This is a genomic window from Aurantibacter sp. (assembly GCF_042094015.1).
Lineage (GTDB): Bacteria > Bacteroidota > Bacteroidia > Flavobacteriales > Flavobacteriaceae > Aurantibacter.
Map to the genome: position 1 here is coordinate 20,781 of NZ_JBELDZ010000009.1, position 26,766 is coordinate 47,546.

Here is a 26,766-nt window from a genome sequence, read left to right on the forward strand (position 1 = left end):
CAATATGTCTCTCTCGTTTACTGCCAATTTACTCTTCTTGAAATGATTTTACTAGGATCTTTTTTGGTGGAATATCTGAAGGCACAATACCTTTTATTTTCATTTTCTCTACAATTGACGATTCCATTTTCAACTGCATCAATTCGGTTCGCCCATCAGACAAAGCGGATCTTAATTCTTTAACTTGATTTGTTAAGCGTGCAATTTCGTGTACCTTTTTATCAGCACTATGCGAACTTCCAATCATAACCAAAGCCAAAACAGAAATAAACAAAATGACACGCCAATTCTTAAACGAATCATCGCTTACCAAAAACTTACCTCGCAATATGTTATAAAATCCTTGTTTCATTATATTTTTTGAGCCACTCTAAGTTTTGCGCTTCTAGCCCTATTATTAATCTTAATTTCTTCTTTAGACGGAATAACCAAACCACCAACTTTTTTTAAAGGCACTTCAAAGTTTCCAAACATATCACGTTCTGGCTCACCTTCAAATAAACCATTTCTTATAAAACGCTTTACCAATCTATCTTCTAGAGAATGGTACGATATTAAACTTATTCTACCATCTGGTTTCAAAACTTCCGGCATTTGCTTTAAAAATTCTTTTAATACTTCAATTTCCTGATTTACCTCAATTCTAATAGCCTGATAAACCTGTGCTAATATTTTATTCTCATACCTTGGTGACAAAAACTTAGCCAGTGCTTTTTTTAATTGCTCGCTAGTTACAATAGGATTATCTTTTCTTGCTTCAACAATAGTTTTTGCTATTGCTGACGCTGAACGCAACTCTCCATATTGCGCTATTACATTTCTTAATTGATCTTCCTCATATTCGTTAACTACATTATATGCAGACAATTTAGATTTCTGATTCATTCGCATATCTAAATCAGCCTCAAAACGCGTAGAGAAACCCCTTTCAGCTACATCAAATTGATGAGATGACACTCCAAAATCACCCAAAACACCATCAACTTCTTTTACACCATAAAATCTTAAAAAACGCTTTATGTATCTAAAATTCTCCTCAATCAAAGTAAATCTTGGGTCGTCTAACTTATTAGCTACTGCATCTGGATCTTGATCGAATGCAAACAACTTTCCATTTTCACCTAAACGCTTTAAAATCTCTTTTGAATGTCCGCCGCCGCCAAAAGTAACATCAACATATACGCCATCTGGCTTTATATTTAAACCATCAACGGTTTCGTGTAATAAAACAGGATTATGATATTCCATTGTCTTCATCTTCGTTACCCATTACTTCCTCCGCTAAGTCTGCAAAATCTAATGCAGCTTCATCTATAACTTCTTCGTACTTCGTTTTATCCCAAATTTCAACAATATTAACAGCAGAAGACAAAACCACTTCTTTTGATATACCTGCAAAAACCACTAAATCTTTAGGGATAAGTAATCTACCATTTGCATCTACCTCAACCACTTTTACACCAGCAGTGAAACGACGAATAAAATCGTTATTCTTTTTTTTAAAACGATTAAGCTTATTTACTTTCTGCATTAATTGCTCCCATTCTTCCATTGGATACAACTCCAAACAAGACTGAAAAACAGCTCTTTTTAACACAAAACCATTTTGCACAATAGGCGACAACTGTTTTTTTAAAGCCACAGGTATTGCCAACCTTCCTTTGGCATCTGCTTTACATTCGTATGTTCCTATTAATGAGTTCACAAGAAATTTTACAATAATCAGATTTAATGTTCAAATATATTGAAAATAATACCACTTTTTACCACAAAAACCCACATTGTTAATAACTTAATGTTTTATGAACTCTTTTTAACACTTCAAAAAACAGTTTATAAAAAAATTAAAGTGTAATAAATAAGATTAGGTATTGATTTTTAGTGGAATTAACTATATTTGTTTTTCTATGAGACTAGAATAGATTAATGACGCATCAATTAACCACAGAAGGCAAATACACATACCTAGAAGTAGGTAAGGGCACACCTTTACTAGTCCTTCATGGTTTAATGGGCGGATTAAGTAATTTTGATTCTGTAACAGAGCACTTTAGCCAAAAAGGCTACAAAGTAATTGTTCCAATATTACCTTTGTACACAAAATCACTTTTAAAGACTAACGTAAAAGCTTTTTCTAAATATGTTTACGAGTTTATTCAGTTCAAAAAACTAGATCAAGTTATTTTATTAGGAAACTCTTTAGGAGGACATATCGGTCTATATCTTACCAAATTACATCCAGAATGTGTTAAGGCACTAATTATTACAGGTAGCTCTGGTTTGTATGAAAGTGCAATGGGAAGTGGATACACTAAACGTGGCGATTACGAAGTGATTAAAAAGAAAGCACAAGATGTTTTTTACGATCCTGCTATAGCCACTAAAGAAATTGTAGATGAAGTTTACGAGACAGTAAACGACAGAAATAAACTAATCAAAACTTTAGCTATTGCCAAAAGTGCTATTAGACACAATATGGCTAAAGAATTACCTAAAATGACTACAGAAACTTGTATTATTTGGGGTGAAAATGACATAGTAACACCTCCAGAAGTTGCCGAAGAATTTCACAGTTTATTACCAAATTCTGAACTGTTTTGGATTGACAAATGTGGCCATGCTGCAATGATGGAACATCCTGAAGAATTTAACCAAATTTTAGATTCTTGGTTAACCAAACACAAACTATAACACAATTTTATTATGCATATTAAGTCAGCAGAATTTTTAGTAAGTAATTCTGAGGTATCAAAATGCCCAAAAGATTTAATTCCTGAATACGCGTTTATTGGAAGAAGTAACGTTGGAAAATCGTCTTTAATTAATATGCTAACTAATAAAAAAAATTTAGCAAAAACTTCTGGAAGACCAGGAAAAACTCAACTTATTAATCATTTTAAAATTAATAATGAATGGTATTTAGTGGATTTACCTGGCTATGGTTATGCTAGAGTTAGTAAATCTTCTAAAAAAACATTTCAGAAATTTATTACTCAATATTTTAACAAAAGAACACAATTAGTTACTGCTTTTGTTTTAGTAGACATAAGACACTTACCACAACCTATAGATTTAGAATTTATGCAATGGATGGGAGAAAATGGCATTCCATTTTCTATAATTTTCACTAAAGCAGACAAATTAAAACCCAACGCAATAACTAAGCACGTTGAGGATTACAAAAATATAATGCTTGAAACCTGGGAAGAGATGCCAAACTATTTCATAACATCTTCCTCAAAGTTTATAGGCCAAGAAGACGTTTTAGGATATATTGGAGAACTTAATGATAATATGGAAAATCAAGGTTTTTTGAAGGATTAAATATAAAAGTTAAAGTAAGAAAACCAACTCTTTTTTAAAGTAATTTTCAATTAATGTTTTAGTAAAAGTGTCTGCTATTGATTTTTCAAAAAAAGCACTATATGTATTATTAATCTTTTGATGAAGACTAACTTCTTCATAAGGCTTAATTACTGAATTAAACAGCTCACCTAAAGCTTTATCATTAAATGAAATAACAGTAACACTACAAGAATCATCTATTATAACTCTTGATTTCTTATCTACTGATTCTAAATATAGATAATCAAAACTAGCAAGAAAAGGAAAACCTTCAACATCTAGATCATCAAAAAAAGCAAACAACTCTCTTGATGTCATCTCCTTAGACATTCGCAATTCCTCCATTGGATTATAATCAATTACAAATGGCAACATACAACAATCAGCTATTTCAAATTTTGATTCATGTACATCCGTAAAAAAATTCATCACCTTTTCAAATTCACCATCAACAAGAAAACTCCTCGTACTAGGTTTAAAAATTAATTCTGGTAATCTTTTATATTTCATACAATAGTAAAGTCTTATTGATTAAACACAACAACTTCAATTCTTCACATCTAAAGCATCGCGTAAAGCATTTCCAATTAACATAAACGCCATTACCAAAACCATAATACATAAGCCTGGCACTAAAGCTAAATATGGTTTCCCAAGAATAATATAATTATAATGATCTTTAATCATTGCGCCCCAACTTGCCATTGGCGGCTGAGCTCCAATTCCTAAAAAGCTTAAACCACTTTCTATTAAAATAGCAGCAGCAAAATTAGCTGCACAAATAACAATTACTGGCGCCATTATATTGGGCAATATATGTTTTGAAATTATTCTATAATTATTAAATCCTAAAGCTTTAGCTGCAGTAACATATTGTAATTCTTTAGCACTAATTATTTGTCCTCGAACTACTCTTGCCACTTCTACCCACATAGTTAATCCTACTGCAATAAACACTTGCCAAAAGCCTTTCCCTAAAGCTAAAGTTATAGCTATAACTAATAACAAGGTAGGAATAGACCACGTAATATTTATAATCCACATTATAAAAGCATCTATTTTTCCTCCAAAATACCCCGCTATACTCCCTAAAGTGATTCCTATTAATAAAGATATTAAAACCGCTATAAACCCTATAGAAAATGAAATACGCGAACCTATCAATACTCGACTTAACAAATCTCTACCGTATTTATCTGTTCCTAAATAAAAGGTTTTAGTCACAATTAAATCTTTTGGGTTTTTAGTGATTTTAGAAACATCTATTTGTTTCTTCTGACCTATTAACCCATCTGAAGCATATTCTGTGTAACTAATACTATTTCCTTCGATTTCATAAGATGATACAGGAATTTCTGTATTCGGATTTTTATTACCTAAAAACCATTTGCTAAGTGCACTTTGTGTTTTCTTTTGAGGTGAAGGCAACTCTATACAAGTCACTTTAAATCCGGGTGACTTACTATGAATACTCAATTGTATTTGATTAGCATTTTCAGAATTATCTGGCGCTAAAACATAAGCAAATAACGCAAAAAACCCTACAACAGCAACAACAACAAAACTGAAAACGCCCCAGAAATTCTTTTTGAATTTCTGGAGCGCAATACCTGTTAATGACGTTGATGTGTGTGTCAATTATTTAATATTTAACTATTCAATAAAACATTTAAAAGCAACTATTATAATAAAATAGTTCTTGACTACGCTCGAACAAAGAGCAAAGATTATCCTTTAATAGTCTCTGTTTTTTTTATTTCGTAAGTAGTTTTTAAATCTTGTAATACATGAATTGCTTCTTCCACATATACATCTTGATTTAAGGCTTTATGCCAGCGGTCACGTTTTTCTTTTAAGACTGTGTCTTGCTTAAATAAAGCTTCTTCATATGGTAAAGAATTAAACACTAAATCCGTTTTATACTCAGAAATTGAATCAAATTGTTTTGCTTCATTTTCGTTTTGATCTAACTCTGCTTTGTAAGCATTATAGTTTAAAGAATATTCTTTTTTATCCATTTTAGATTTTACCCATTTAGCGTTAGCTTCAATTAATCGCAATTGCTGATTAATCTTCATACGCTTTTTACTACTCTCTATAGTTTTATCATAATCAAAATAACGATTCCATTCTTCATACTTAGCTGGTTCTATTTTGTCCCAAGCAAGTGGGTTTTCTTGATCTCTTTCGCCTATATCAATAAAACTATAACGATCCGGAACAACAACATCACTGGTTACACCTTTTAACTGTGTAGAGCCACCATTAATTCTATAAAACTTTTGACGTGTTAACTTTAATGCTCCTAAATCTGTATGAGAGCTATTTCTAACCATGCGATTTAAATCTAACACATTTTGAACTGTTCCTTTTCCATAGGTTTGTTGACTTCCAATAATAATAGCGCGCTTGTAATCTTGCATTGCAGCTGCTAAAATTTCACTAGCAGAAGCAGATAATTCATTTACCATAATTACTAATGGCCCATCCCAAACTATAGATTTGTCTGTATCTTCTAAAACTTCTTGAGTTTCTCCTGCAGAACGAACCTGCACAATTGGTCCATCTTTAATAAAAAGACCAGCCATATCTACTACAGTTTTTAGAGATCCACCACCATTATTTCTTAGATCCAAAACCAAACCTTCTATGTTTTGCTCTTTAAGACGTTCAATTTCTTGACGAATATCTGAAGCTGCATTTCGCTCGTCGTAATCATTAAAATCTACATAAAAACGAGGTAAATTTATAATTCCAAATTTCTTATTTTCTTTTTCTACAATAGATGACTTTGCATAGGTCTCTTCCAACTCAACAATATCTCTAGTAATTGCAATATCCTCGATAGTTCCGTCTACTTTTCTAACCGTTAAAATAACCTTAGAACCTTTTGGACCTTTAATTAGCTTAATAGCATCGTCTATTCGCATCCCAACAATACTAACTGATTGTTTTTCTTTTTCTTGACGTACTTTTAAAATAACATCTTCAACCTCTAATTCTTCACCTCTCCAAGCTGGTCCACCAGAAATAAGCTCAACAATTTTAATATTATCTAATTTTTTTTGAAGTCTAGCACCAATTCCTTCTAATTTACCAGACATTTGCTGGTCAAATTTCTCTTTGTCTTTTGGCGCCAAATAAGACGTATGAGGATCAAACTCTTCTACTATAACATTTACATAAACGGAAAACCAATCTTCGCGCTCCATATCTTCTAAGTAGTCTGTGTAGTAAGAATCTAAAGAACTCAAAGTTTCTTTTCTTCCTTTAGCCTCTAATTCTTTAGATGACATTGTTTTAACATCTGTAGCATTTTCTAATTTAAAATCAGGTTTGTTTTCTGCTTCTTTTTGATCTAACAAATCGTCATAATTAGACAAAACTGTATATTTCAATTGTTTTCTCCAACGTTCTTTTAAAGCTTTCTTATTTTTAGTGAATTCTAAATTTTCAAAATCGGCATTATATAATTCTTGTTTTGAAAAATCAAAAGGCTTTTCTAAGATTTCTTTGTAATATTTCTTTGCTTCTTGTTGACGCTTTAACATTTTTTCGTTTACCAAATTGAAAAATGAAATATCGTACGCTTTAAGTTGATCATCTATCTGAGTTTCAAAAGCTTTAAATTCTTTTATATCTGCCTCAATAAAATAACGCTTAAATGGATCTACAGCTTGTAAATAATCGGAATAGATTTCTTTAGAAAAATCGTCGTTAAGATCTTTTGGCTCAAAGTGCAATTGCTCTAAAGCCATAGTTATAATCTGAATTAATAATTTATCTTTATTAGGATCGTTATCTACTTTAGACGTAAAGCTACAAGAGCCAAAAGCAAACAAAACTAAAAGTACTAAAACACTATAATTCCTCTTCATATAATAATCTGTATTTGGGTAATAATTCACTAATGTAAAGAAAAAACTATGCCAATAAAATGAATTAACTCTAATTTTTTGTTAAACTAGCCTAAATGTTATAAAACTAACTAAAATATGTATTTTTGTAATAAATAATTCAGCTTTAAATGTCTAAAAAACCTTTAATTTTAATAACAAATGATGATGGCGTAACTGCACCAGGAATAAAAGCATTGATAGATGTTATGCTAACTTTAGGAGATGTTTTGGTTGTAGCTCCAGATAGTCCACAAAGTGGAATGGGTCATGCTATTACATTAAACTCTGTGTTGCATTTAGATAATTTAACTCAAAAAAACGATAGCTACAAAACTTATAGTTGCTCCGGAACACCAGCAGATTGTGTTAAAATTGCTATAAACGAAGTTTTAGACCGAAAACCAGATCTTTGTGTTTCTGGAATCAATCACGGCTCTAACTCTTCTATAAATGTAATTTATTCCGGAACAATGAGTGCAGCTATTGAGGCTGGTATTGAAAGTGTTCCAGCTATTGGGTTTTCTTTATTAGATCATAATTGGAATGCAAACTTTGAACATAGTAAACCTTTTATTAAACAAATTGCAAAACAGGTTTTAGACAACAAACTACCTGAAGGCGTTGTTTTAAACGTAAACATCCCTAATTCGGACAACAAAAAGATTAAAGGTATTAAGGTTTGCCGACAAGCAAAAGCAAATTGGAAAGAAAAGTTCGACAAAAGAAAAACACCTCAGGGCAAAGATTACTATTGGCTTACAGGTGAATTTGAAAATTTAGATAAAGGAAAAGATACAGATGAATTTGCTCTAGAAAAACATTATATCTCTGTAGTTCCTGTTCAATTTGATTTAACAGCACATCACTTTTTACAACAACTTAATACATGGAATTTAAATGAAGAATAAAGATATAATCATAGGAATTGTAACAGGTATTATTACCACCATTATTGGAAGCATACTTTACCTTACGTTTTTTTCAAAATTTGACCTTGTAACATCTATTAAACAAGTTATGAGATTTAATTCTTTTAACAAACTTGTAAACCTAGGTGCTTTATTAAACTTAGCCGCTTTCTATTTCTTCCTTCATAAAGACCAAGAACTACGTGCAAAAGGTGTTTTAATTATCACGATTATTTTAGCATTTGTCTTTTTAATACAAAAACTATTTTAACTTAATGAAATACTACATTATAGCAGGAGAAGCCTCGGGAGATTTACACGGAAGTAATCTTATGAAATCGCTTTTATTACAAGATTCAAATGCAGAGTTTAGGTTTTGGGGTGGAGATTTAATGCAGAATGTTGGCGGTACTTTAGTTAAGCATTACCGAGATTTGGCATTTATGGGCTTTTTAGAAGTTATAATGAACCTTAGAACCATAACTAAAAACTTATCTTTTTGTAAAACTGACATTGAAGCTTACCAACCGGATACTATTATATTTATTGACTATCCTGGTTTTAATTTACGAATTGCTAAATGGGCGAAAGCTAAAAACATAACTACAGATTATTATATCTCGCCACAAATTTGGGCTTGGAAAGAAAGTAGAATTACTGCCATTAAGCGAGACGTAGATAATATGTATGTTATTTTACCTTTTGAGAAACCTTTTTATGAAGACAAACACAACTATTCTGTCAATTTTGTTGGTCATCCATTAATTGATGCTATCTTTAATAAAACAGACATTAATGAAACTGATTTTAGAACAACGCATAAGTTAAGTAGCAAACCTATTATTGCGCTATTACCAGGAAGCAGAAAACAAGAAATCTCTAAAATGCTTAGTATTATGCTTAGCATTACTGAAGAGTTCAAAGATTATCAATTTGTAATTGCTGGTGCTCCAAGTCAAGATTTTAGCTTCTATCAGACTTTTATAAACCAAGACAACATTACATTTATTAGCAATAAAACCTACGACTTACTAAGCATTAGTACTGCAGCATTAGTAACTTCTGGAACTGCCACTTTAGAAACTGGTTTGTTTAAAGTGCCACAAGTTGTTTGCTACAAAGGTAGTTGGATTTCTTATCAAATAGGAAAACGATTAATTAATTTAAAATATATCTCTTTAGTTAATTTAATACTTGACAAAGAAGCTATAACAGAACTAATACAAGATGAATTTAATACAAAACGTCTTAAAAAAGAATTAACTGCTATTTTAACTGACCCCAAACGTGGCACAATTTTTAATTACTATAACGAATTAGAAACCAAACTTGGCGGAAAAGGCGCAAGCCAAAAAACGGCAGAATTAATTATAAAAAACAAGTCTTTATAGATGAAAAAAATAACATTAATACTTACGTTGCTTATTATACTATCTTCTTGTGGCTCGAGAAAAAGTAAGCACGTAAACACACGTAAGTCTAGCAAAACAACAACTAAGCACAACACAAAACCAAAGTCTACCTCAACTAATTATAGTTCTAAAACTGTGAATAACATTGTTAGTAATGCTAAAGTATATTTAGGTGTTAACTATAAAACTGGAGGAACCACAAAAAAGGGAATGGACTGTTCTGGTTTAATTTACACAGCTTTTGGCGAAGAAAATATACCTATACCTCGTGTTTCTAGAGATATGGCAAAAAAAGGAACTTGGATAGATGTAAAAGCAATTAAAAAAGGGGATCTAATATTCTTTGCAACAAGTAAAAATAGTAGAAATATTAACCACGTAGGTTTGGTTACAGAATCTAGAACTGGCTATGTTAAATTTATACATTCTAGTTCTAGTAAAGGTGTTATGGAATCAATGCTATCAGAAAGATATTGGTATTTAGCATACGTACAAGCCAGACGTGTATTATAAAATCACTATATTTAAGTGTGAAACTATTTAATTTTACACTTTTTAAACTCACTTTATCTTTAGTAATTGGAATTTTAATTGCCTATTATTTTAGCATATCACTTTATATATCAGCAGTTGTTTTTGTAGTTTTATTACTATTTACAGCTGTTTTTTTATTTTTGTATAAATCGAAGGTAAAAGAACAAACATCATTATTCAGTATTATTACACTATTCGCTTTTGTGAGTTTAGGCTCACTAAGCTATAATATCAATTCCCCTAAAAACAACACTTTACATTATTCACATTTTATAACTAATGCTTCAACCAAAACTATAATCTATAAAATTAAAAAGCGCTTAAAATCCAACAATTATTATTCTAAATATTATGTTGAGATTTTAAACGTAAATAATAAAACCACGAAAGGAATCGCATTACTTCAACTTAAAAAAGACAGTTTATTCTCATTTAAAGTAGATGCTATTTACAAAACCTCAACGGAATTTATCCCTATTAAAACTTCCCCAAATCCAAACCAATTTAACTATAAGAGTTATTTAGAAAAACAAGGTGTTTATCATCAATTTTATAGCTCCAATAACAATTCTGTTTTATTAGATAATTCTCCCCATACCATAAATGGATATGCCGCGGAACTCAGAAATACTATTAACGAAAGACTTAAGAAACATAATTTCTCTAAAGATGAACTAGCAATTATAAACGCTTTACTTTTAGGTCAGCGACAAGACATTACAAAATCTGTTTACGACAGCTATACTAATGCAGGTGCTATACATATACTTGCTGTTTCTGGATTACATATTGGAATTATACTTTTAATATTGAATTTCCTCTTTAAACCTATAGAAAACATAAAATACGGAAAAACAGTTAAGACAGCTTTAATTGTACTTCTCTTATGGAGTTATGCTTTTATTGCTGGAGCATCTGCGTCTATAATAAGAGCCACAACAATGTTTAGTATAGTTACAATTGCGTGGAATTTAAAGCGAATAACTAATATTTACAACACATTAATAAGTTCGATTTTTATTATACTCTTAGTTAAACCCTTATTTTTATTTGATGTTGGATTTCAATTAAGTTATTCTGCAGTTTTCGCAATTGTAGCGTTTCAACCATTGATAGCCAAACTTTGGATTCCAAAAAATAAATTTGTTAACTTTTTCTGGCAAACATTTTCGGTTACTCTAGCTGCACAATTTGGTGTTTTACCAGTTAGTTTGTATTATTTTCATCAGTTTCCTAGCTTGTTTTGGCTTTCAAACTTAGTTATTATTCCTGCTTTAGGATTTATACTTGGTTTTGGCATATTAGTTATTCTCTTAGCTTTATTGAATTATTTACCAAGTTGGCTTGCAGATACTTTTAGCTACGTGATTAGAAGGCTAACTGAATTCCTAAATTGGGTTTCAAGTTTTGAAGAATTTCTTATTAGAGATATTTCGTTTAGCATATATAACCTTATCACAAGTATTGTTTTAGTAATTACTATTTATATAACTTGGAACAAATTCAAAGCTAAAAATATTATCTTTTTATTAATCACTATAATTGTGCTTCAGTCGAGTTTAATTTACACAAATCAGAAGAATAAAAACAATAGCTTAGTTATATTTCACAAAACGAAACAAACTTTAATTAGTCTTAAAACTAATAATAATTTACATCTATATAATTCTGATAGCATTAAAACAAATCCTATTACAACGAGTTATAAAGTAGCTAATTTTATTAAATCAACTCGAGTAGATTCTATCCCTAACCTTATTAACTTCAAAGACAAATCACTTTTAATAATTGACAGCTTAAATGTTTACAAACACCTTAATTTTAAACCAGACTACATATTGTTAAGGCAATCGCCAAAAATAAATTTAGACAGATTAATTAAAACTTTACAACCGAAAAAAATTATAGCAGATGGCAGTAATTACAAAAGTTATATTAGTAGATGGAAAGAAAGTTGCAAGTATAAAAAAAGCCTTTTCCATACTACTGAAAAAGGCGCTTTTATATTAAACTATTAAGACGATTATTTCTTAAACTCGTATTTAAAAGCTTCGTAATACTTATTGAATGCATCTTGAGATGTTAATTCTTTATGCTCATCTTTTTTAAACATTTTTAAGTATAACTCTAATTGTTGTGGTGTTTTATAGCCAATAATTGGAGAAATAACATTAGCTGATTCATCTAAAAATAAAATAGTTGGGTAAGATCTTACACCAAATGCTCCTGCTAATTGATGCTGAGAATTACGTCTTTTTGCTTTTGCGGGATCGTAACTTGGGTTAGAATAGGTTTTCCCTTGAAAAGTAACTGTGTCATTTCCTTCTGCATCAAACTTTACAGCGTAATAGTTTTTATTTACATAATCTACTACATCTGCGTTATGGAATGTATTTTTATCTAACATTTTACAAGGTCCACACCAAGATGTATAAACATCTATCATTATTTTTTTAGGTGCTTTTTTCTGCATTTCTACAGCTTGCTCAATAGTTACCCAATTAATTTCTTTTTGTGCACTTACTAATGTTGTTACTACTAAAGCTAATACTAAAAATATGTTTTTCATTATATCTGTTTGTTTTATTTATTTGTTCTGTCGCAAATAGCATTCCAAAGTTACAAAAAAATAAAACGCCTCAAAAAATGAAGCGTTTATATTTATTTTAAAATGTTTTGATATTATTTAATACCATGCATCATTCTTAATAATGTTTTGTTTAAAATTATCATAGTTACACCTGCTACAAAAGGAATAATTGTAAATATTAAAAAGAATGTTGTCATTCCATAATCCTCAACTATTGGGTCAATATAACTACCTGTAATACCAGCAAAAGTATTAGCTATAAAATTAGCTACGAACCAAACCCCAAACATTAATCCTACTAATTTTGCAGGAGCTAGTTTACTTACATAACTTAAACCTACCGGAGAAACACACAACTCTCCAAGTGTATGGAATAAATAAGCCAATATTAAAAATATCATACTAACAGATGCTGTTTTAGCTCCTAAAGGAATTCCCATAGATCCAAATGCTAAAATCCCAAACCCTAATCCTAATAAAATTAATCCAATTGCAAATTTAACAGGACCAGTTGGATTATACTTACTCTGCCATATTTTAGAAAACAATGGCGCAAAAGCAATTATAAAAAATGAATTTAAAATTCCAAACCAAGATGCTGCAACTTCTGTTTCATTTGATTGAAATTCTCTTACTAACATCCAAATAACAATAGCCCAAATTATAACAAAACTAATTCCTAATAATATATTAGACAAAGCGTATTTCTTAAACGTCTGTTTAAACAACATTGCTAAAACATATGTTATTATTAACATTGGCACTATAGTTAAAATAGTATTGAAAATTTTAAATGTAGAAGCTCCGCTACCAGTTAATGTTCTATCTGTATAATCTGCTGCAAAAATCGTCATAGATCCACCAGCTTGCTCAAAAGCCCACCAAAAGAATATTGTAAAGAATGCTAAAACTCCAATTACAATTAATCTATCCTTTGTTACCTTAGAACTTTTAGCTTCGTCTATAACTTCCTCAATATTATCTTCTACATTATCAACTGAATCCTCAATTACATCATCAAAATCTTGAGTTTGTTTTGGAGATAATCCAATTTTCGCAAAAATAGATTGAGCAAAATAAAACTGCAACATCCCGAAGAACATAAAAATTCCAGCTAATCCAAATCCATAATGCCATCCAACTTTTTCTCCTATATATCCACAAAGTAAAATACCTAAAAATGCACCAGCATTAATTCCCATATAGAAAATTGTATAACCTGCGTCTTTTTCTTTTCCTTGAGTTAAATATAATTGACCAACCATTGACGAAATATTTGGCTTAAATAATCCATTCCCAATTATAAGGAAAAACAGACCAAGATAAAAGAACATATCTGTTATTCCTTCTAATGCCATAGACGCATGTCCTAGTGTCATTATTAAAGCACCAAGAACAATTGCGTTTCTATAACCCATAAACTTATCGGCTATAAATCCACCTAAAATTGGAGTAATATATACTAAACCTGTATACCATCCATAAAGCATTAAAGCGTCTCCTCTATCCCAACCCCAACCTTGATCGATTATTGATGACACTAAAAAAAGTACTAACAAAGCACGCATTCCATAGTAAGAAAAACGTTCCCACATTTCAGTAAAAAACAAAACAAATAATCCAGACGGATGACCTAAAACGGTCTTTTGATTTGTTTCTGAACCTCCAAATTTAAATTCCATATTATATAAATATATTAATTAGTAAAATTATTTATTTTCTCCTAAAGTACGATTAATAAAATTCGTCATTTTAGTGTATAAGTGTAAACGTGTGTTTCCACCGTAAATACCATGATTCTTGTCTGGATAAACCATCCATTCAAATTGTTTATTAGCTTGAATTAGAGCCTCAACCATTCGCATAGTATTTTGAACATGTACATTATCATCTCCAGAACCATGAATTAATAAAAAATCACCTTTTAATTTATCTACGTGATTAATTGGAGAATTATCGTCGTAACCAGAAGCATTTTCTTGTGGCGTAGTCATATAACGTTCTGTATAAATAGAGTCATAGAATCTCCAGCTTGTAACTGGTGCTACTGCAATTGCCATAGAAAACGTATCGTTTCCTTTAAACAAAGCATTAGAACTCATAAATCCACCATAAGACCAACCCCAAATTCCTATTTCATCTTTATTTACGTATTCTCGAGCACCTAATAGTTTAGCTGCTGCTATTTGATCTTCAACTTCAAACTTACCTAATTCGTTTTGAGTTACTTTTTTAAACTCAGCACCTTTAAAACCAGTTCCTCTTGCATCTATACATGCAATAATATAACCTTGCTCTGCTAACATATAATACCAGTAATCGTTTGCAGAGTTCCATTTATTAGCTACTTGTTGCGAACCTGGACCAGAATACTGATACATTAAAACTGGATATTGTTTTTTAGCATCAAAATTAGATGGCTTAATCATCCACATATTTAAATCGTTTCCATTTACATTAATTATAGAAAACTCTTTTTTAGACATTTTATATCCTGCAACAACGGTTCTTGTATTAGAATTATCTTTTATCATTTTTAAAATTTCACCTTTTTTAGATGTATTTAACGTATATAATGGTGGCGTACTTACAGAGGAAAAAGTATTAATAAAGTAAGAGAAATCTGCACTAAAATCTGCGTTATTGGTTCCTGTGTTTTGACTTAAACGTTGTTTTTTACGGCCATCTAATTTTATAGCATAAACATCTCTATTAATAGCACCATTTTCTACAGACTGATAAAAAATACGCTTAGACTTAGCATCGTATCCATAATAAGATGTTACTTCCCAATTACCTTTTGTTACTTGATTGATTAATTTTCCGTTTTTATCGTAATGATAGATATGATTAAAACCATCTTTTTCGCTGGTCCAAATAAAACTATCATCTTCTAAAAAAGTTAAGTTATCAGTAACATCTACATAGGCTTTGTCTTTTTCTGCTACTGCTAAATTAGTTGTATTCGATTTTGTGTTAATCATCCATAAATCCAATTCATTTTGATGTCTATTTGTAAATTGTGCACTTAAAACATCTGGATTGTTTGTCCAATTAATTCTTGGGATATAAAAATCCTCATAAGCTTTATCAACCTTAACTTCTTTCAAAGTTTTAGTAGCCAAGTCAAATGTATGTAGAGACACTAAAGAGTTTGCCTCACCGGCTTTAGGGTATTTAAAAACTGTTTGTGTTTGGTAAAGTTTTGTGCCATAAACGTCCATAGAAAATTCTGGAACGTTAGTTTCGTCAAAACGAATAAAAGCAATTTTAGTTCCGTTTGCATTCCAATCAAAAGCTCTTACAAAAGCAAATTCTTCTTCGTAAACCCAATCCGTAATTCCGTTAATAATTTTATTCTTTTCGCCATCTGTTGTTAATTGAGATGTTGCACCGGTAACTAAATCATTTACATATAAATTATTGTTATACCCAAAGGCAATTTTAGAACCATCTGGAGAAAATGTTGGCTCCTGTATTTTGTTTTCTGAAACCTTAGTTAAACTTTTTGAAGCAATATCGTACACAAAATAAATAGCTAAAGTAGAACGTCTAAATATTGATTCTTGTTTAGTTGCCAATAAAATTTTACTTTCATCTTCACTAAAGCTATAATCTGTAAAATACTGAATCGCTTCTAAATCGGAGGAACTCACTAATGTTTTTGTTTTTTCTAAAGTACTATAATCGTATACATCTACGGTTGTACTTCCTGTAGCTCTATCATAATCTAAAACTGAATATTGCTTTCCATTATTCATAGAATGCAATGCATCTAAACGTTCAGTTCTAAAGGTTCCTTTAGACCAAATATCCTCTAATGTAATTTCTTTTGTTTGGGCAAAGATTATAGTGGTTACTAAAAAGCAACAAACTGTAAATAGCTTATTAAGCGTCATATATATTATTTTTTTGATAACAAGAGTCCAAGTTTACTAAAAATTACGCAAAAAACCTTATTAATTAGCACTTATTTACGATTGGTTTTATAGTTAAAAAACCTTTACAATTAGCTTAAATGCTTCATTTTGAATTAAGATAAGAATGTTATCTTTACCGCATTATAATTCGATGCAAATGACAAAATTAGTTTCAGGTTTTTCCAAACTATCTAAAAACGAAAAAATAGATTGGTTGACATCAACCTATTTAAATGGAAATGAAGCTTCAAAAAACACCATTACTCAGTATTGGAATAGTGATGAAAAACTACAGCAGCTTCACGACGATTTTATAGAAAACACCATTTCTAATTTCTATTTACCACTTGGTGTTGCTCCTAATTTTGATATTAACGGAACTATTTACACCATTCCAATGGTTATTGAAGAGAGTTCTGTTGTTGCTGCTGCAAGTAAAGCTGCCAAATTTTGGGAATCTCGTGGTGGATTTAAAACCGAAGTAATTTCTACCGAAAAAATAGGGCAAGTTCATTTCACTTATTCTGGTGCTTTTGAAGAACTAGAAGCTTTTTTCAATACCATAAAACCTCAAATATTAAGCGATGCTAAATCCATAACCAAAAATATGGAAAAACGTGGCGGCGGAATTTTAGATCTTATTTTAGTTAACAAAAACAAAGATTTAAAAGACTACTATCAATTACACGCTACATTTGAAACGCTTGATGCTATGGGCGCAAATTTTATAAACTCATGTTTAGAACAGTTTGCTACTACTTTAAAAAACGAAGCAACTAAACTAAAAGATGAGCTAAATGTAGTAATGAGTATTTTATCTAATTACGTACCAAATTGCTTAGTAAAAGCAAGCGTAAGTTGTAAGGTTGAAGAATTAACTGACAAAGGCATTAATGCTGAAGAATTTGCAACCAAATTTGTACAAGCCGTTAATATTGCTAAAATTGAACCTTATCGTGCAGTAACGCATAACAAAGGTATTATGAATGGTATTGATGCTGTGGTTTTAGCAACAGGAAATGATTTTAGAGCTGTTGAAGCTGGTGTACACGCATATGCAAGTAAAGATGGAAAATATACTAGTTTAACTCACGCAGAAGTTGAAAATGGCATTTTTACATTTTGGATAGAATTACCTTTAGCACTTGGGACTGTTGGCGGATTAACTAAATTACATCCATTGGTTAAATTAGCTTTGGATATTTTAGGTAATCCTAATGCTAAAGAATTAATGCAAATTGTTGCTGTTGCTGGTTTAGCACAAAATTTTGGCGCATTAAGATCTTTAACAACAACAGGAATACAAGAAGGACATATGAAAATGCACCTTATGAATATTCTTAACCAGTTTGAAGCTACAAAGGAAGAGAAAACTATAATTGTAGAAAAATTTAAAACTGAAACAGTTACACATAGTGCAGTTGTTGATGCGATTGAGAAACTGAGAAGTTAATTGTTAGAAATCTAAATTTTAAAATTGAAAGAAACCTTTTACAGTCAAGGAAAATTATTACTTACCGCAGAATATGTGGTTCTAGATAACGCTTTGGCTTTAGCGGTTCCTACAAAATTTGGACAATTTTTAAATGTTGAAAAAAATGATACTAATTCTATAGTTTGGAAAAGTTACACTAACACAAATACCATTTGGTTTGAAGCTGAATTTAAACTAGAAAACAACTTAATTTCTTGTTCTATTGAAAACGATATTTCTAAAAATTTAATTAAAATTCTTAAAGCTGCTAAATCTCTTAATCCTGAATTTTTAAATTCGGAATTTGGCTTTAATGTGACTTCTAAATTAGAGTTTCCTCAAAATTGGGGTTTAGGCTCATCATCAACACTACTTAATAATATTGCTAATTGGGCTAAAATTGATGCTTTTAAATTATCAAACTTAACTTTTGGTGGTTCAGGTTACGATATTGCTTGCGCTCAAAATAGTTCGCCTATTTTTTATAATTTAGAAAATACTATTCCAACCATAAAACCAATCACTTTTAATCCTGAATTTAAAAACCACTTGTATTTTGTGCATCTAAATCAAAAACAAAATAGTCGTGATGGAATTAAACATTACAAAGCACAACAGTTTGATTTAAAAGATACTATTATAGAAATTTCAGGTATTACAAAACAAATTAGCGGTACAACCAATTTTAATACATTCTGTAATTTAATTACTAAACACGAAACTCTTATTTCAAACATAACCAAACAAGAAACTGTAAAAAATAGATTGTTCAAAGATTTTAATGGTAGTATAAAAAGTCTTGGCGCTTGGGGCGGAGATTTTGTATTGATTACTTCTAAAGAAAATCCTAAACCTTATTTTGAGTCTAAAGGTTTTGATACTGTTTTGAGTTGGGATGAAATGATTTTGTCTTAATTAACAAAAATCTATTCCTCAGAATACCAACCAGAATACTTCAAGTAATTATCTGCAATTCTATTAATTTCTCCATTAATTAATTCTTCGGAAATATCTTTTACTTTTACAGCAGGAACTCCTGCATAAATACTACCAGATTCTACACGTGTGTTTTGAGTAACCACTGCGCCAGCTGCAATAATACTATTACTTTCTACCACACAATTATCCATTACAATACTTCCCATACCAATTAACACATTATCGTGAATTGTACAACCATGAACAATTGCGTTATGACCAACAGAAACGTTATTTCCAATAGTTGTTGCAAATTTTTGAAATGTGCAATGCACAATGGCGCCATCTTGAATATTAACTTTATTACCTAAAACAATAGAATTTACATCACCACGCAACACTGCGTTAAACCAAATACTACATTGTTTTCCTATGGTTACGTTTCCTAAAATAGTTGCGTTTTCTGAGATGTAACAATCGTCTTCAATTTTTGGTGAATGTCCGTTTACTTTTTTTATTAGTGGCATAATTCTTCTATTAATAATTAGTCTTCGTTTTTTAGTTAATTTTATTTAAAATAAGCCAATAGATTAGCTTTTCTTGATGCTGAAACACTTAGTTCTTTTCCGTTAGATAAAACAACGCTTCCGCCTTTTCCTTTTACATATTTAGTAATTTCGTTTACGTTTACTAAATAACTTTTATGGATTCTTGCAAAACCAGATTCCTGTAAAGCTTCATCAAAATACTTCAACGTTTTACTTACTAGTTTCTTTTTATTTGTATTTAAATAAATTTCTGTGTAATTATCGTCTGCTTTACAAAACATAATGTCTTTGGTTTCTATAACTTCAAATCCATCTTGTAAAGGAATGGTTATTTTACCTTGAACTGTATTAATTTTTGGCACTAATATTTGCTCTTGTAATGCATTTTCTTTCGTTTTTATATCGGTAACATAATCTACAGCTTTTATAAGCTCGTCTATCTCTATTGGTTTCATTAAATAATAAGATGCATGCGCGTTTAAAGCATCTACAGCATAATTATTATAAGCAGTTACAAAAATGGTTTCAAAGGTTTTGTTTTCAACTTTATCTAATAAGTCAAAAGCATTTCCGTAAGGCATTTCTACATCTAAAAAAACGACATCTAAATTGTTAGTTTGGATTAACTCTAAACCTTGTTGTATATTTTCTGCTTGAGCTATTAGATTAATATTTGGACAATATTTAGCTAAATAATTACTTAAAATATCACGACTTATTTTTTCGTCTTCTACTAAAATGGCGTTTAATTTCATAAGATTTGGTTGATGTTAATTATATTAACCTTTTCATTATTTTCAAGATAAATCCCGGTTAATAAATAACTTATTCTTGTTTTATTTTTTCTTTGAATCTTTTTAAAATATTTTAGAGAAACCTCTTTTGAATCTACAAGACAAATCATCCTTACACCATATTCTTTCTCATAATCTTTGGTTCTATAAAACACAATACCATCATTTGCTCTTTCCCCATATAAATTAATAAAATAATTTGAATTAGAGTTTACTATGGATTTATTACCTTCCGAAACATATAAAGTGTCATAAGTTTTTACATTTACTTCATTTAATAATCCTTCAACTCTACCGTCTCTAACTATTAATGGATTTGATTTAAAGTTCCCTGATTTTATATTTCGTTGGATAATAGAACTTAATGTAAAGTTTAATCTCATACAAGGATCCATTGAAGTATAACTTCTACAACAACTTATAGATATGAATAAAACTATTATAATAAATAACCTCATAGTATTATTCTTTTCTTAAAGTTAAAATCACAAGCGTTCCAGTTTCTATTGGATTATCTAAAACACTTACAGAAATCTTATCCTTATACATATTATTTAAAATCTCTACACGTTTTGAAATATTACCTAGACCTTTACTATTATGCTTTTTCTGATTATTGGTTTTTAAAGCTTTAGATTGCTCTCTGCCTATTCCATTATCTGTTATGGTTATTTTTATAGAACTAACTTTTACTAAAGAAATATTAATATCTAAAACTCCTTTTTCTTCTTTATAACGTAAGCCATGCCAAACCGCGTTTTCTATGTACGGCTGTAATAGCATTGGTGGAATTTTATAATCTGAAATTGTAATTTTTTCGTCTACTGAAATTGTGTAATCAAACTTATCTTGAAATCTAAAATGTTCTAATTTTGTATAGCGTCTAATTAAATCTATTTCGTTTTCTAATGGAATAAAATCTTCTTCACTATTCTCTAAAACAGATCGCATTAACTTAGAGAAATCCGATAAATATTTATTTGCTGTTCGTTCATCATTAACAGCTATAAAACTGTTAACAGAATTTAGTGCATTGAATATAAAATGAGGATTCATTTGACTTCTTAACGACTTTAAGGCTAATAAATTATTTGCTAGGCGTTGTTGCTTGATAAATTTAAACATTAAATATGCTAATAGTAAGACTAAAAACAAACCACCAATTAAAGAGTAAATTACTAATTGTTGACGCTTGGTTTTTTCCGAAGTTAATTCTACCTGACTTAACGCTAATTGTCTATCGGTTTCTAGAGAAGTAATTCTATTCTGTTTTTCTGCTAAACGTTTAGAAAACCGAATTGCTTGAGATATTTCTTGTTCTTTTTTGATATAAAGCGCTTCAACTAAATTGGTATATTCCTTATAGGTTTCTAGGGCTTTATCATATTTTTTTGATGCACTATAAACTTCACTTAATTTTTTAGTCGCATCTTTTTCAACTATTAAATCTTCTTTATCCGATGCTATTTTTATACTCTTTTCTAAATAAGGAACCGCTTGGTTATATTCTTTTTTTAAATAAAATGCATTACCAATTTTATAATTTTGCTTCTGAAGTGTTAAAGCACTTTCGTTTGGAAAAGACATTTTTGGAGATTCAATTATAACGTCTTTAATTATAGATTCTCTAGCTTCTATCTCATCATCATATTTATTAATTTCGTTTTTAAAATCTGCAACTTTTACTTTTTCTTCTATTAAACGTTTTTTACTTTCTTTTCCAGCAAGATTTAAAGCTTTATTATAGTAGTTTTCGGCTTCGGAATAAGCTCGCATTTTTTTATAAACTTCAGCAATCTTAGAGTTTAATTCTATTTGCTTTAACTTAATTTTTGTCTCACTTGCTTTAACTAGTGCTTTTTTATATAAGTTTAATGCTTCCTTTATTTTATTAGATTTAAAGTAAACATCTGCAACACCTTCATTTTTAGAAATTAAATCCCAATTAGAAAGTTCTTCAGATTTAACATTGTTATAAACATCCAAACTTTTAACTAGATTGTTATTTAAAAAATAAGCTTGGGCTAATTTTAGTTTAACTGAATTTGAATTAGTGTTATTTAAACTAATTCGGTAATTAGTAATAGCTAAATCATATTGTTTCCAATACATATAAGTTTCTGCAAGTATTTCGAAAGCTCTTGCGTTATCGTTAACAGATTTACTATAACTTATACCTTCAACAACAAATTGCGCACTTTTTTCTGCAGAGATAGTTTTATAAAACTTAGCAGAGTCTAAAGCTTTTGTATATGGTGTTTCTACAATTTCAACTTGCTGAATCGTTTCACTAAAAGACTCTACAACTATTAAAATATCTTCTTTTGATTCAACGTTATAATCAACAGTATTAAAATCTTGGTGGGTTATTGTTACTACATCTCCTATCTTTACTTGTAACGAAAATTCGCCTAAGTTATTTGTTTTGGCGTAAAAACCTCCATTAACTTTTATAACTACATTGTTAATTGGGTTATTCTTATTTTCTTGAACAAGTCCTTTTAATGTAAATAGATTATCTAACTCATTATTATAAAGAGCATTGTCATTTTGTGCAAAAGCAGAAGCAGAAAATAAAATTAAAATATATAGCAGTAAGTGTTTCATTCTTTTTTTAAACTTTTATAAACATACATACTTTATTACAGTTAATAAAATACTGTTTTTAAATAATTGCTTAAAATTCTATAAAACTGCTTCGTTTACGAAATGAACTTAAACTTTTACTCGTCAATACATATCGTTTACTCATTATTGTTTTTTTTATATTTAAGTTGAATATAAGTTTAGCCAAAATTAAACCTATATAATTATGAAAAACAGTATTTTATTTACAGCCTTTTGTTTGTTTCAAGTAATTTTGATACAAGCACAACACAAAGGGAATTTTAATCATTTAGAAAGCGGAACAATTTCTAGGCAAAATATAGCAACATCTGGAAACGCTACTATTTATAATCCTACAGAGCGACAACATTATCAAAAAACACTTACTCCAAGTTCTACTTTAACTATAGACGTAAAGGCATTACAGAATGTTACTGCTGCAAGTTACACTGCTGTTTTTAACTTATCTCAAATTGGTAGCACTGCAGATTCAACAAATCTATTAATGGATAATAGAATAAATAGTGTAAAAAACATTTTAAAACTAAAAGGTGTTTTAGAAAAAGATATTTCTATAGATGTAATTTCTTTTGTCCCAAAGTTTGAACTAGAAGTTGTTAAAAAAATATTTAGTAAAACGTACAACGAAGTCCCAATTGGATTTGAACTTCAAAAAAATCTTCTCATTAAATTTCAAGATACTAAAACATTTGAAACCATTTTAAAAGCTTGTGCTAGTAACGAAATCTACAATCTAGTAAAAGTAGATTATTTTATTGAAGACGTTAATTATGTCTATAAAAACCTACAAAAAAAACTATTAATATTAATAAATGAAAAAAAAGCATATTATGAAGCTTTAGGTTTCAATATAGAAAACTATACACCAACTGTTGCAGATGATAGTTATTGCTATTTTCCGAAGAATTTTTACCGAAGTTATCAAGCTTTTAATAGTATTTCTTTTGAGGCTATAAAAAAAAGAAACGGAATTAACAAAGTAGCAAAACAAACATCATACTACTATCAACCTTTAACTTATGAAACTTTTGATATTGTAATTAATCCTTCAATTCTAGAACCAGTAGTGCAAGTAGGCATGAACATTAAGTTACAATTAACCCTAAAACCTATAGAAAAAAAGGCAACACCAAAAATTAAAACCGAAACTAAATATAAATATTATTTGGTCTCGCCAGATGGAAATGTAAACTACAAAGAGCTACCTACTCAATAAAAAAAAGCTTCGCTAATTGCGAAGCTTTTTTATTTTAATATTAAATATTAGTTAATTGCAGGACAATTACACTTATACTTTTCTCTTCTACAGTTAAAATTATAACCTATAGTAAATTGGTGAAAACCACCTTTATTAAATACAACATCATTCATTTGATAACTATATGTATAAGCAAAAACATATTGTTTATAATCTGCTCCAAAAACTGGAGTAATGTATTGTAGTTTTTGAGACTCTACAGTAGTACTTTCAGGACCAATATACTCAGCTCCATCTAAACTTCTTCTGTAAGATAATCCACCCCAAAGTTTACCAAAATCCATTGGCTTATATACTTTAGCATTTATATCAAATGTTGTTTCTTTAGTAGCATCTCTATGAAAAATCATAAAAGATGGCTCTACTAATAAATCATCTCCAACAGAGAATGTATTACCCATAGAAAAGATATAAGTTCTTAAATTGTCATAACTTAAACCTTGCTCATTAAAATTAATACCGTCATTCTTTAATAAATTCTTTACAGTTGCATGAGCAGAAAAATTATACAAACTATAAGAAAAACCTAAATCTACATTGAAATTTGTTGCAGATTGCTCTACACCAGCAATAATTGGATCGTATCCGTCTTGCAAAAACTTAGTCTCATCTAACTTATATTGAATTGCTCCAACACTTAATCCAAAAGATAATTGATTTAAGTCAACCTCACTTCTAGAAAAAAGTAAATGATGCGCATAGGTTAAGTAAGCTCCAGTTTGAGAATGAAAACCATTTTTATCTGAATATGCAATTCCTCCAACTCCAGATTGAGACTCACCAATACGTCCATTAGCACTAACACTTAACAAAGCTGGCGCATCTTCATCTCCAAACCACTGTTGTCTTCCTGTTAATCTAATTTTAGCACAATTAGCTGCACCTGCCATAGATGGATGTATTAAATACAGATTATCTGTTAAATAATCTGAATATATAGGCATTCCTTCTTGAGAAAAAGATACGTTTGAAAAAAATAATGTTGCAAACGCTAAAAATAATACTTTGTCAAATTTCATAGTTTCTAATTTAGATGAAACAGATTTGGGTATGTTCCACTTAATAAACTTATTATTATAAAAAATATAAATAATAGCCAAATATATAAATTTAGTTTTATTAATTATAATGGTTTCCTTATAGATTTTAGCTAAAAATAACTATTCTGTGTTAAATAAAAAGAAAATTAGGGTTAAGTTTTATTATTTTTGCATTAAAAAAAGAGAATGTCTGCATTTACAGTTAGTATAATACCTACTTCAAACGATACTATTTTAAAGTTTGAAACCAATAAATTTATAACAAAACATCAAAGTTTTGAATACAATAATATAGATGAAGCAAATGATTCTCCATTAGCACAACAACTATTCTATTTACCTTTTGTAAAAAAAGTATACATATCAAGTAATTTTGTTGCAATTGAAAGATATAATATAATTGGCTGGAATCAAGTTCAAGACGAAGTTGCAGAACAAATCACAAATTACCTTAATGAAGGGAAACCTGTAATAAATGAAGAGCTTCAAAACAAAAAAATAGCTGTTACAGTTTATGCAGAAAGCACTCCTAATCCTTCTGTTTTAAAATTTGTAGCTAATAAAAAATTAGTTACTTCTAGTTTTGAATTCACATCTATTGATACTGCAAAATCATCAGAACTAGCTACAAAATTATTTAATTTCCCTTTTGTTAAGTCTATTTTTATAGATGAAAATTTTATCTCAATTACAAAGTTTGATATTACAGAATGGGATGATATCACTTTTGAGTTAAGAGAATTTATTAGAGCATATATTGAGACAGGTAAAGAACTTGTTAACCCAGAGGCTAAAATTGCAAAAGAAAAATCTGCCGAAATTTTAGATATCAAATATGAATCTTATGATGATACTTCTAAAGAAATTATAAATATACTTGAAGAATATGTAAAACCTGCGGTTGCAAGTGATGGAGGAAATATTCAATTTGAATCCTATAATTCTGAAACCAAAGTCGTAAAAGTTATTTTACAAGGAGCCTGTAGTGGTTGTCCATCTTCTACCTATACACTTAAAAGTGGGATTGAAAACATGTTAAAAGAAATGATGAAAGGTAAAATTAATAGTGTTGAAGCTATTAATGGTTAAATATTTTATTAACTTTAAAACTTAACATTAAAAAACAATAAAATGGCAGTATTAAAAGTAATTGAAGTATTATCAAATTCAGATAAAAGTTGGGAAGATGCAACAAAAAAAGCTGTATGACAGGCTTCTAAAAGTGTGAAAAACATTAAATCTGTATTCGTACAAGACCAAAGCGCTGTAGTTAAAGACAATGAAGTAACAGAATTTAGAGTAAGTTTAAAATTAACTTTTGAAGTAAAATAAACCTTATTTACAAAAAAATAAAAACAGCCAAAATACATTTGTATTTTGGCTGTTTTTATTTTTCTTAATATTAATTATCGTTTTAATGTAAAGTGCGCTTGGAATTGTTTTTTATCATTAGATCCAGAGTTTGGTTCTCTGTATTCTACTGTAAACCAATAGTCAC

At 29.6% G+C, this 26,766-nt stretch carries 25 protein-coding genes and 1 pseudogene; 12 read left to right on the forward strand and 14 right to left on the reverse strand.

Annotation, left to right across the window (positions count from 1 at the left end):
* Positions 1-28: 28 nt before the first annotated feature.
* Genes ACFDSN_RS02590 through mraZ form a run of 3 tightly spaced genes read right to left on the reverse strand, consistent with a single transcriptional unit; the run spans position 29 to position 1,705 of the window.
* On the reverse strand, positions 29-352 hold the full coding sequence (locus ACFDSN_RS02590; protein ID WP_375238266.1) for an FtsL-like putative cell division protein: 324 nt from the start codon (positions 350-352) through the stop codon (positions 29-31).
* Positions 352-1,257 (reverse strand): 16S rRNA (cytosine(1402)-N(4))-methyltransferase RsmH, encoded by a 906-nt coding sequence (gene rsmH / locus ACFDSN_RS02595; RefSeq protein ID WP_375238267.1) that lies wholly within the window; start codon positions 1,255-1,257, stop codon positions 352-354. Before rsmH ends, ACFDSN_RS02590 begins: the two co-directional genes overlap by 1 nt.
* Positions 1,235-1,705, reverse strand: a complete 471-nt coding sequence (gene mraZ, locus ACFDSN_RS02600; RefSeq protein WP_375238268.1) for a division/cell wall cluster transcriptional repressor MraZ — start codon at positions 1,703-1,705, stop codon at positions 1,235-1,237. Before mraZ ends, rsmH begins: the two co-directional genes overlap by 23 nt.
* A 221-nt stretch (positions 1,706-1,926) precedes the next feature.
* Between mraZ and ACFDSN_RS02605 the strand changes: the two genes are divergently transcribed.
* Positions 1,927-2,691 (forward strand): alpha/beta fold hydrolase, encoded by a 765-nt coding sequence (locus tag ACFDSN_RS02605; protein ID WP_375238269.1) that lies wholly within the window; start codon positions 1,927-1,929, stop codon positions 2,689-2,691.
* A 12-nt stretch (positions 2,692-2,703) separates the two neighbouring features.
* On the forward strand, positions 2,704-3,324 hold the full coding sequence (gene yihA / locus ACFDSN_RS02610; RefSeq protein ID WP_375238270.1) for a ribosome biogenesis GTP-binding protein YihA/YsxC: 621 nt from the start codon (positions 2,704-2,706) through the stop codon (positions 3,322-3,324).
* Between the two features lie 9 nt (positions 3,325-3,333).
* Here the strand turns inward: yihA and ACFDSN_RS02615 are convergent, their stop codons facing one another.
* From ACFDSN_RS02615 to ACFDSN_RS02625, 3 genes are all read right to left on the reverse strand, one after another.
* Complete coding sequence (locus tag ACFDSN_RS02615; RefSeq protein WP_375238271.1) at positions 3,334-3,855, reverse strand: hypothetical protein; 522 nt, start codon at positions 3,853-3,855, stop codon at positions 3,334-3,336.
* A gap of 36 nt (positions 3,856-3,891) precedes the next feature.
* A complete protein-coding gene (locus tag ACFDSN_RS02620) occupies positions 3,892-4,983 on the reverse strand; it encodes an ABC transporter permease (protein ID WP_375238272.1) in 1,092 nt (363 codons plus the stop codon).
* 89 nt (positions 4,984-5,072) lie between these two features.
* Entirely contained in the window at positions 5,073-7,223 is a 2,151-nt protein-coding gene (locus ACFDSN_RS02625; protein ID WP_375238291.1) for a carboxy terminal-processing peptidase, read from the reverse strand.
* A 149-nt stretch (positions 7,224-7,372) separates the two neighbouring features.
* Here ACFDSN_RS02625 and surE point away from each other — a divergent pair, with 149 nt between their 5' ends.
* From surE to ACFDSN_RS02650, 5 genes are read left to right on the forward strand one after another with little or no spacing between them, the layout of a single operon-like run.
* Complete coding sequence (gene surE, locus ACFDSN_RS02630; RefSeq protein ID WP_375238273.1) at positions 7,373-8,152, forward strand: 5'/3'-nucleotidase SurE; 780 nt, start codon at positions 7,373-7,375, stop codon at positions 8,150-8,152.
* Positions 8,142-8,423, forward strand: coding sequence for a hypothetical protein (locus tag ACFDSN_RS02635; protein WP_375238274.1), 282 nt, complete (start codon positions 8,142-8,144; stop codon positions 8,421-8,423). Before surE ends, ACFDSN_RS02635 begins: the two co-directional genes overlap by 11 nt.
* A 4-nt stretch (positions 8,424-8,427) precedes the next feature.
* Positions 8,428-9,543 (forward strand): lipid-A-disaccharide synthase, encoded by a 1,116-nt coding sequence (gene lpxB / locus ACFDSN_RS02640; protein WP_375238275.1) that lies wholly within the window; start codon positions 8,428-8,430, stop codon positions 9,541-9,543.
* Positions 9,544-10,077: a C40 family peptidase gene (locus ACFDSN_RS02645; protein ID WP_375238276.1), complete on the forward strand. Its 534-nt coding sequence runs from the start codon at positions 9,544-9,546 to the stop codon at positions 10,075-10,077.
* Between the two features lie 17 nt (positions 10,078-10,094).
* The gene (locus ACFDSN_RS02650; protein ID WP_375238277.1) at positions 10,095-12,116 is read left to right on the forward strand and encodes a ComEC/Rec2 family competence protein; all 2,022 of its coding nucleotides are present in this window, start codon (positions 10,095-10,097) and stop codon (positions 12,114-12,116) included.
* A 5-nt stretch (positions 12,117-12,121) separates the two neighbouring features.
* Here ACFDSN_RS02650 and ACFDSN_RS02655 read toward each other — a convergent pair whose 3' ends face one another.
* From ACFDSN_RS02655 to ACFDSN_RS02665, 3 genes are all read right to left on the reverse strand, one after another.
* Complete coding sequence (locus ACFDSN_RS02655) at positions 12,122-12,667, reverse strand: thioredoxin family protein (RefSeq protein ID WP_375238278.1); 546 nt, start codon at positions 12,665-12,667, stop codon at positions 12,122-12,124.
* A 113-nt stretch (positions 12,668-12,780) separates the two neighbouring features.
* Positions 12,781-14,370 carry a peptide MFS transporter gene (locus tag ACFDSN_RS02660; protein ID WP_375238279.1) on the reverse strand — a complete coding sequence of 530 codons (1,590 nt, stop codon included), beginning with the start codon at positions 14,368-14,370 and terminating at the stop codon, positions 12,781-12,783.
* 27 nt (positions 14,371-14,397) lie between these two features.
* Positions 14,398-16,587, reverse strand: a complete 2,190-nt coding sequence (locus tag ACFDSN_RS02665; protein ID WP_375238280.1) for a S9 family peptidase — start codon at positions 16,585-16,587, stop codon at positions 14,398-14,400.
* 178 nt (positions 16,588-16,765) lie between these two features.
* Here ACFDSN_RS02665 and ACFDSN_RS02670 point away from each other — a divergent pair, with 178 nt between their 5' ends.
* Entirely contained in the window at positions 16,766-18,061 is a 1,296-nt protein-coding gene (locus ACFDSN_RS02670; protein ID WP_375238281.1) for a hydroxymethylglutaryl-CoA reductase, degradative, read from the forward strand.
* A gap of 24 nt (positions 18,062-18,085) precedes the next feature.
* Positions 18,086-18,997: a GYDIA family GHMP kinase gene (locus ACFDSN_RS02675; protein ID WP_375238282.1), complete on the forward strand. Its 912-nt coding sequence runs from the start codon at positions 18,086-18,088 to the stop codon at positions 18,995-18,997.
* Positions 18,998-19,008: 11 nt separating this feature from the next.
* Here the strand turns inward: ACFDSN_RS02675 and ACFDSN_RS02680 are convergent, their stop codons facing one another.
* The 4 genes from ACFDSN_RS02680 to ACFDSN_RS02695 all read right to left on the reverse strand — a co-directional run bounded on the left by ACFDSN_RS02680 (position 19,009) and on the right by ACFDSN_RS02695 (position 22,949).
* Positions 19,009-19,527 (reverse strand): gamma carbonic anhydrase family protein, encoded by a 519-nt coding sequence (locus ACFDSN_RS02680; RefSeq protein ID WP_375238283.1) that lies wholly within the window; start codon positions 19,525-19,527, stop codon positions 19,009-19,011.
* A 41-nt stretch (positions 19,528-19,568) separates the two neighbouring features.
* A complete protein-coding gene (locus tag ACFDSN_RS02685) occupies positions 19,569-20,303 on the reverse strand; it encodes a LytR/AlgR family response regulator transcription factor (protein WP_375238284.1) in 735 nt (244 codons plus the stop codon).
* Positions 20,300-20,725, reverse strand: coding sequence for a hypothetical protein (locus tag ACFDSN_RS02690; RefSeq protein WP_375238285.1), 426 nt, complete (start codon positions 20,723-20,725; stop codon positions 20,300-20,302). Before ACFDSN_RS02690 ends, ACFDSN_RS02685 begins: the two co-directional genes overlap by 4 nt.
* A 79-nt stretch (positions 20,726-20,804) precedes the next feature.
* Positions 20,805-22,949 (reverse strand): histidine kinase, encoded by a 2,145-nt coding sequence (locus ACFDSN_RS02695; RefSeq protein ID WP_375238286.1) that lies wholly within the window; start codon positions 22,947-22,949, stop codon positions 20,805-20,807.
* Positions 22,950-23,154: 205 nt separating this feature from the next.
* On the opposite strand from ACFDSN_RS02695, the gene ACFDSN_RS02700 reads away from it, so the two are divergent.
* Complete coding sequence (locus ACFDSN_RS02700; RefSeq protein WP_375238287.1) at positions 23,155-24,186, forward strand: SIMPL domain-containing protein; 1,032 nt, start codon at positions 23,155-23,157, stop codon at positions 24,184-24,186.
* A 47-nt stretch (positions 24,187-24,233) separates the two neighbouring features.
* Here ACFDSN_RS02700 and ACFDSN_RS02705 read toward each other — a convergent pair whose 3' ends face one another.
* Positions 24,234-25,247 carry a type IX secretion system membrane protein PorP/SprF gene (locus ACFDSN_RS02705; RefSeq protein WP_375238288.1) on the reverse strand — a complete coding sequence of 338 codons (1,014 nt, stop codon included), beginning with the start codon at positions 25,245-25,247 and terminating at the stop codon, positions 24,234-24,236.
* Between the two features lie 207 nt (positions 25,248-25,454).
* On the opposite strand from ACFDSN_RS02705, the gene ACFDSN_RS02710 reads away from it, so the two are divergent.
* Together ACFDSN_RS02710 and ACFDSN_RS02715 are read left to right on the forward strand one after the other, a co-directional pair.
* Positions 25,455-26,357 (forward strand): NifU family protein, encoded by a 903-nt coding sequence (locus ACFDSN_RS02710; RefSeq protein ID WP_375238289.1) that lies wholly within the window; start codon positions 25,455-25,457, stop codon positions 26,355-26,357.
* Positions 26,358-26,399: 42 nt separating this feature from the next.
* Positions 26,400-26,600: pseudogene (locus tag ACFDSN_RS02715) on the forward strand (dodecin family protein).
* Positions 26,601-26,766 lie beyond the last annotated feature (166 nt).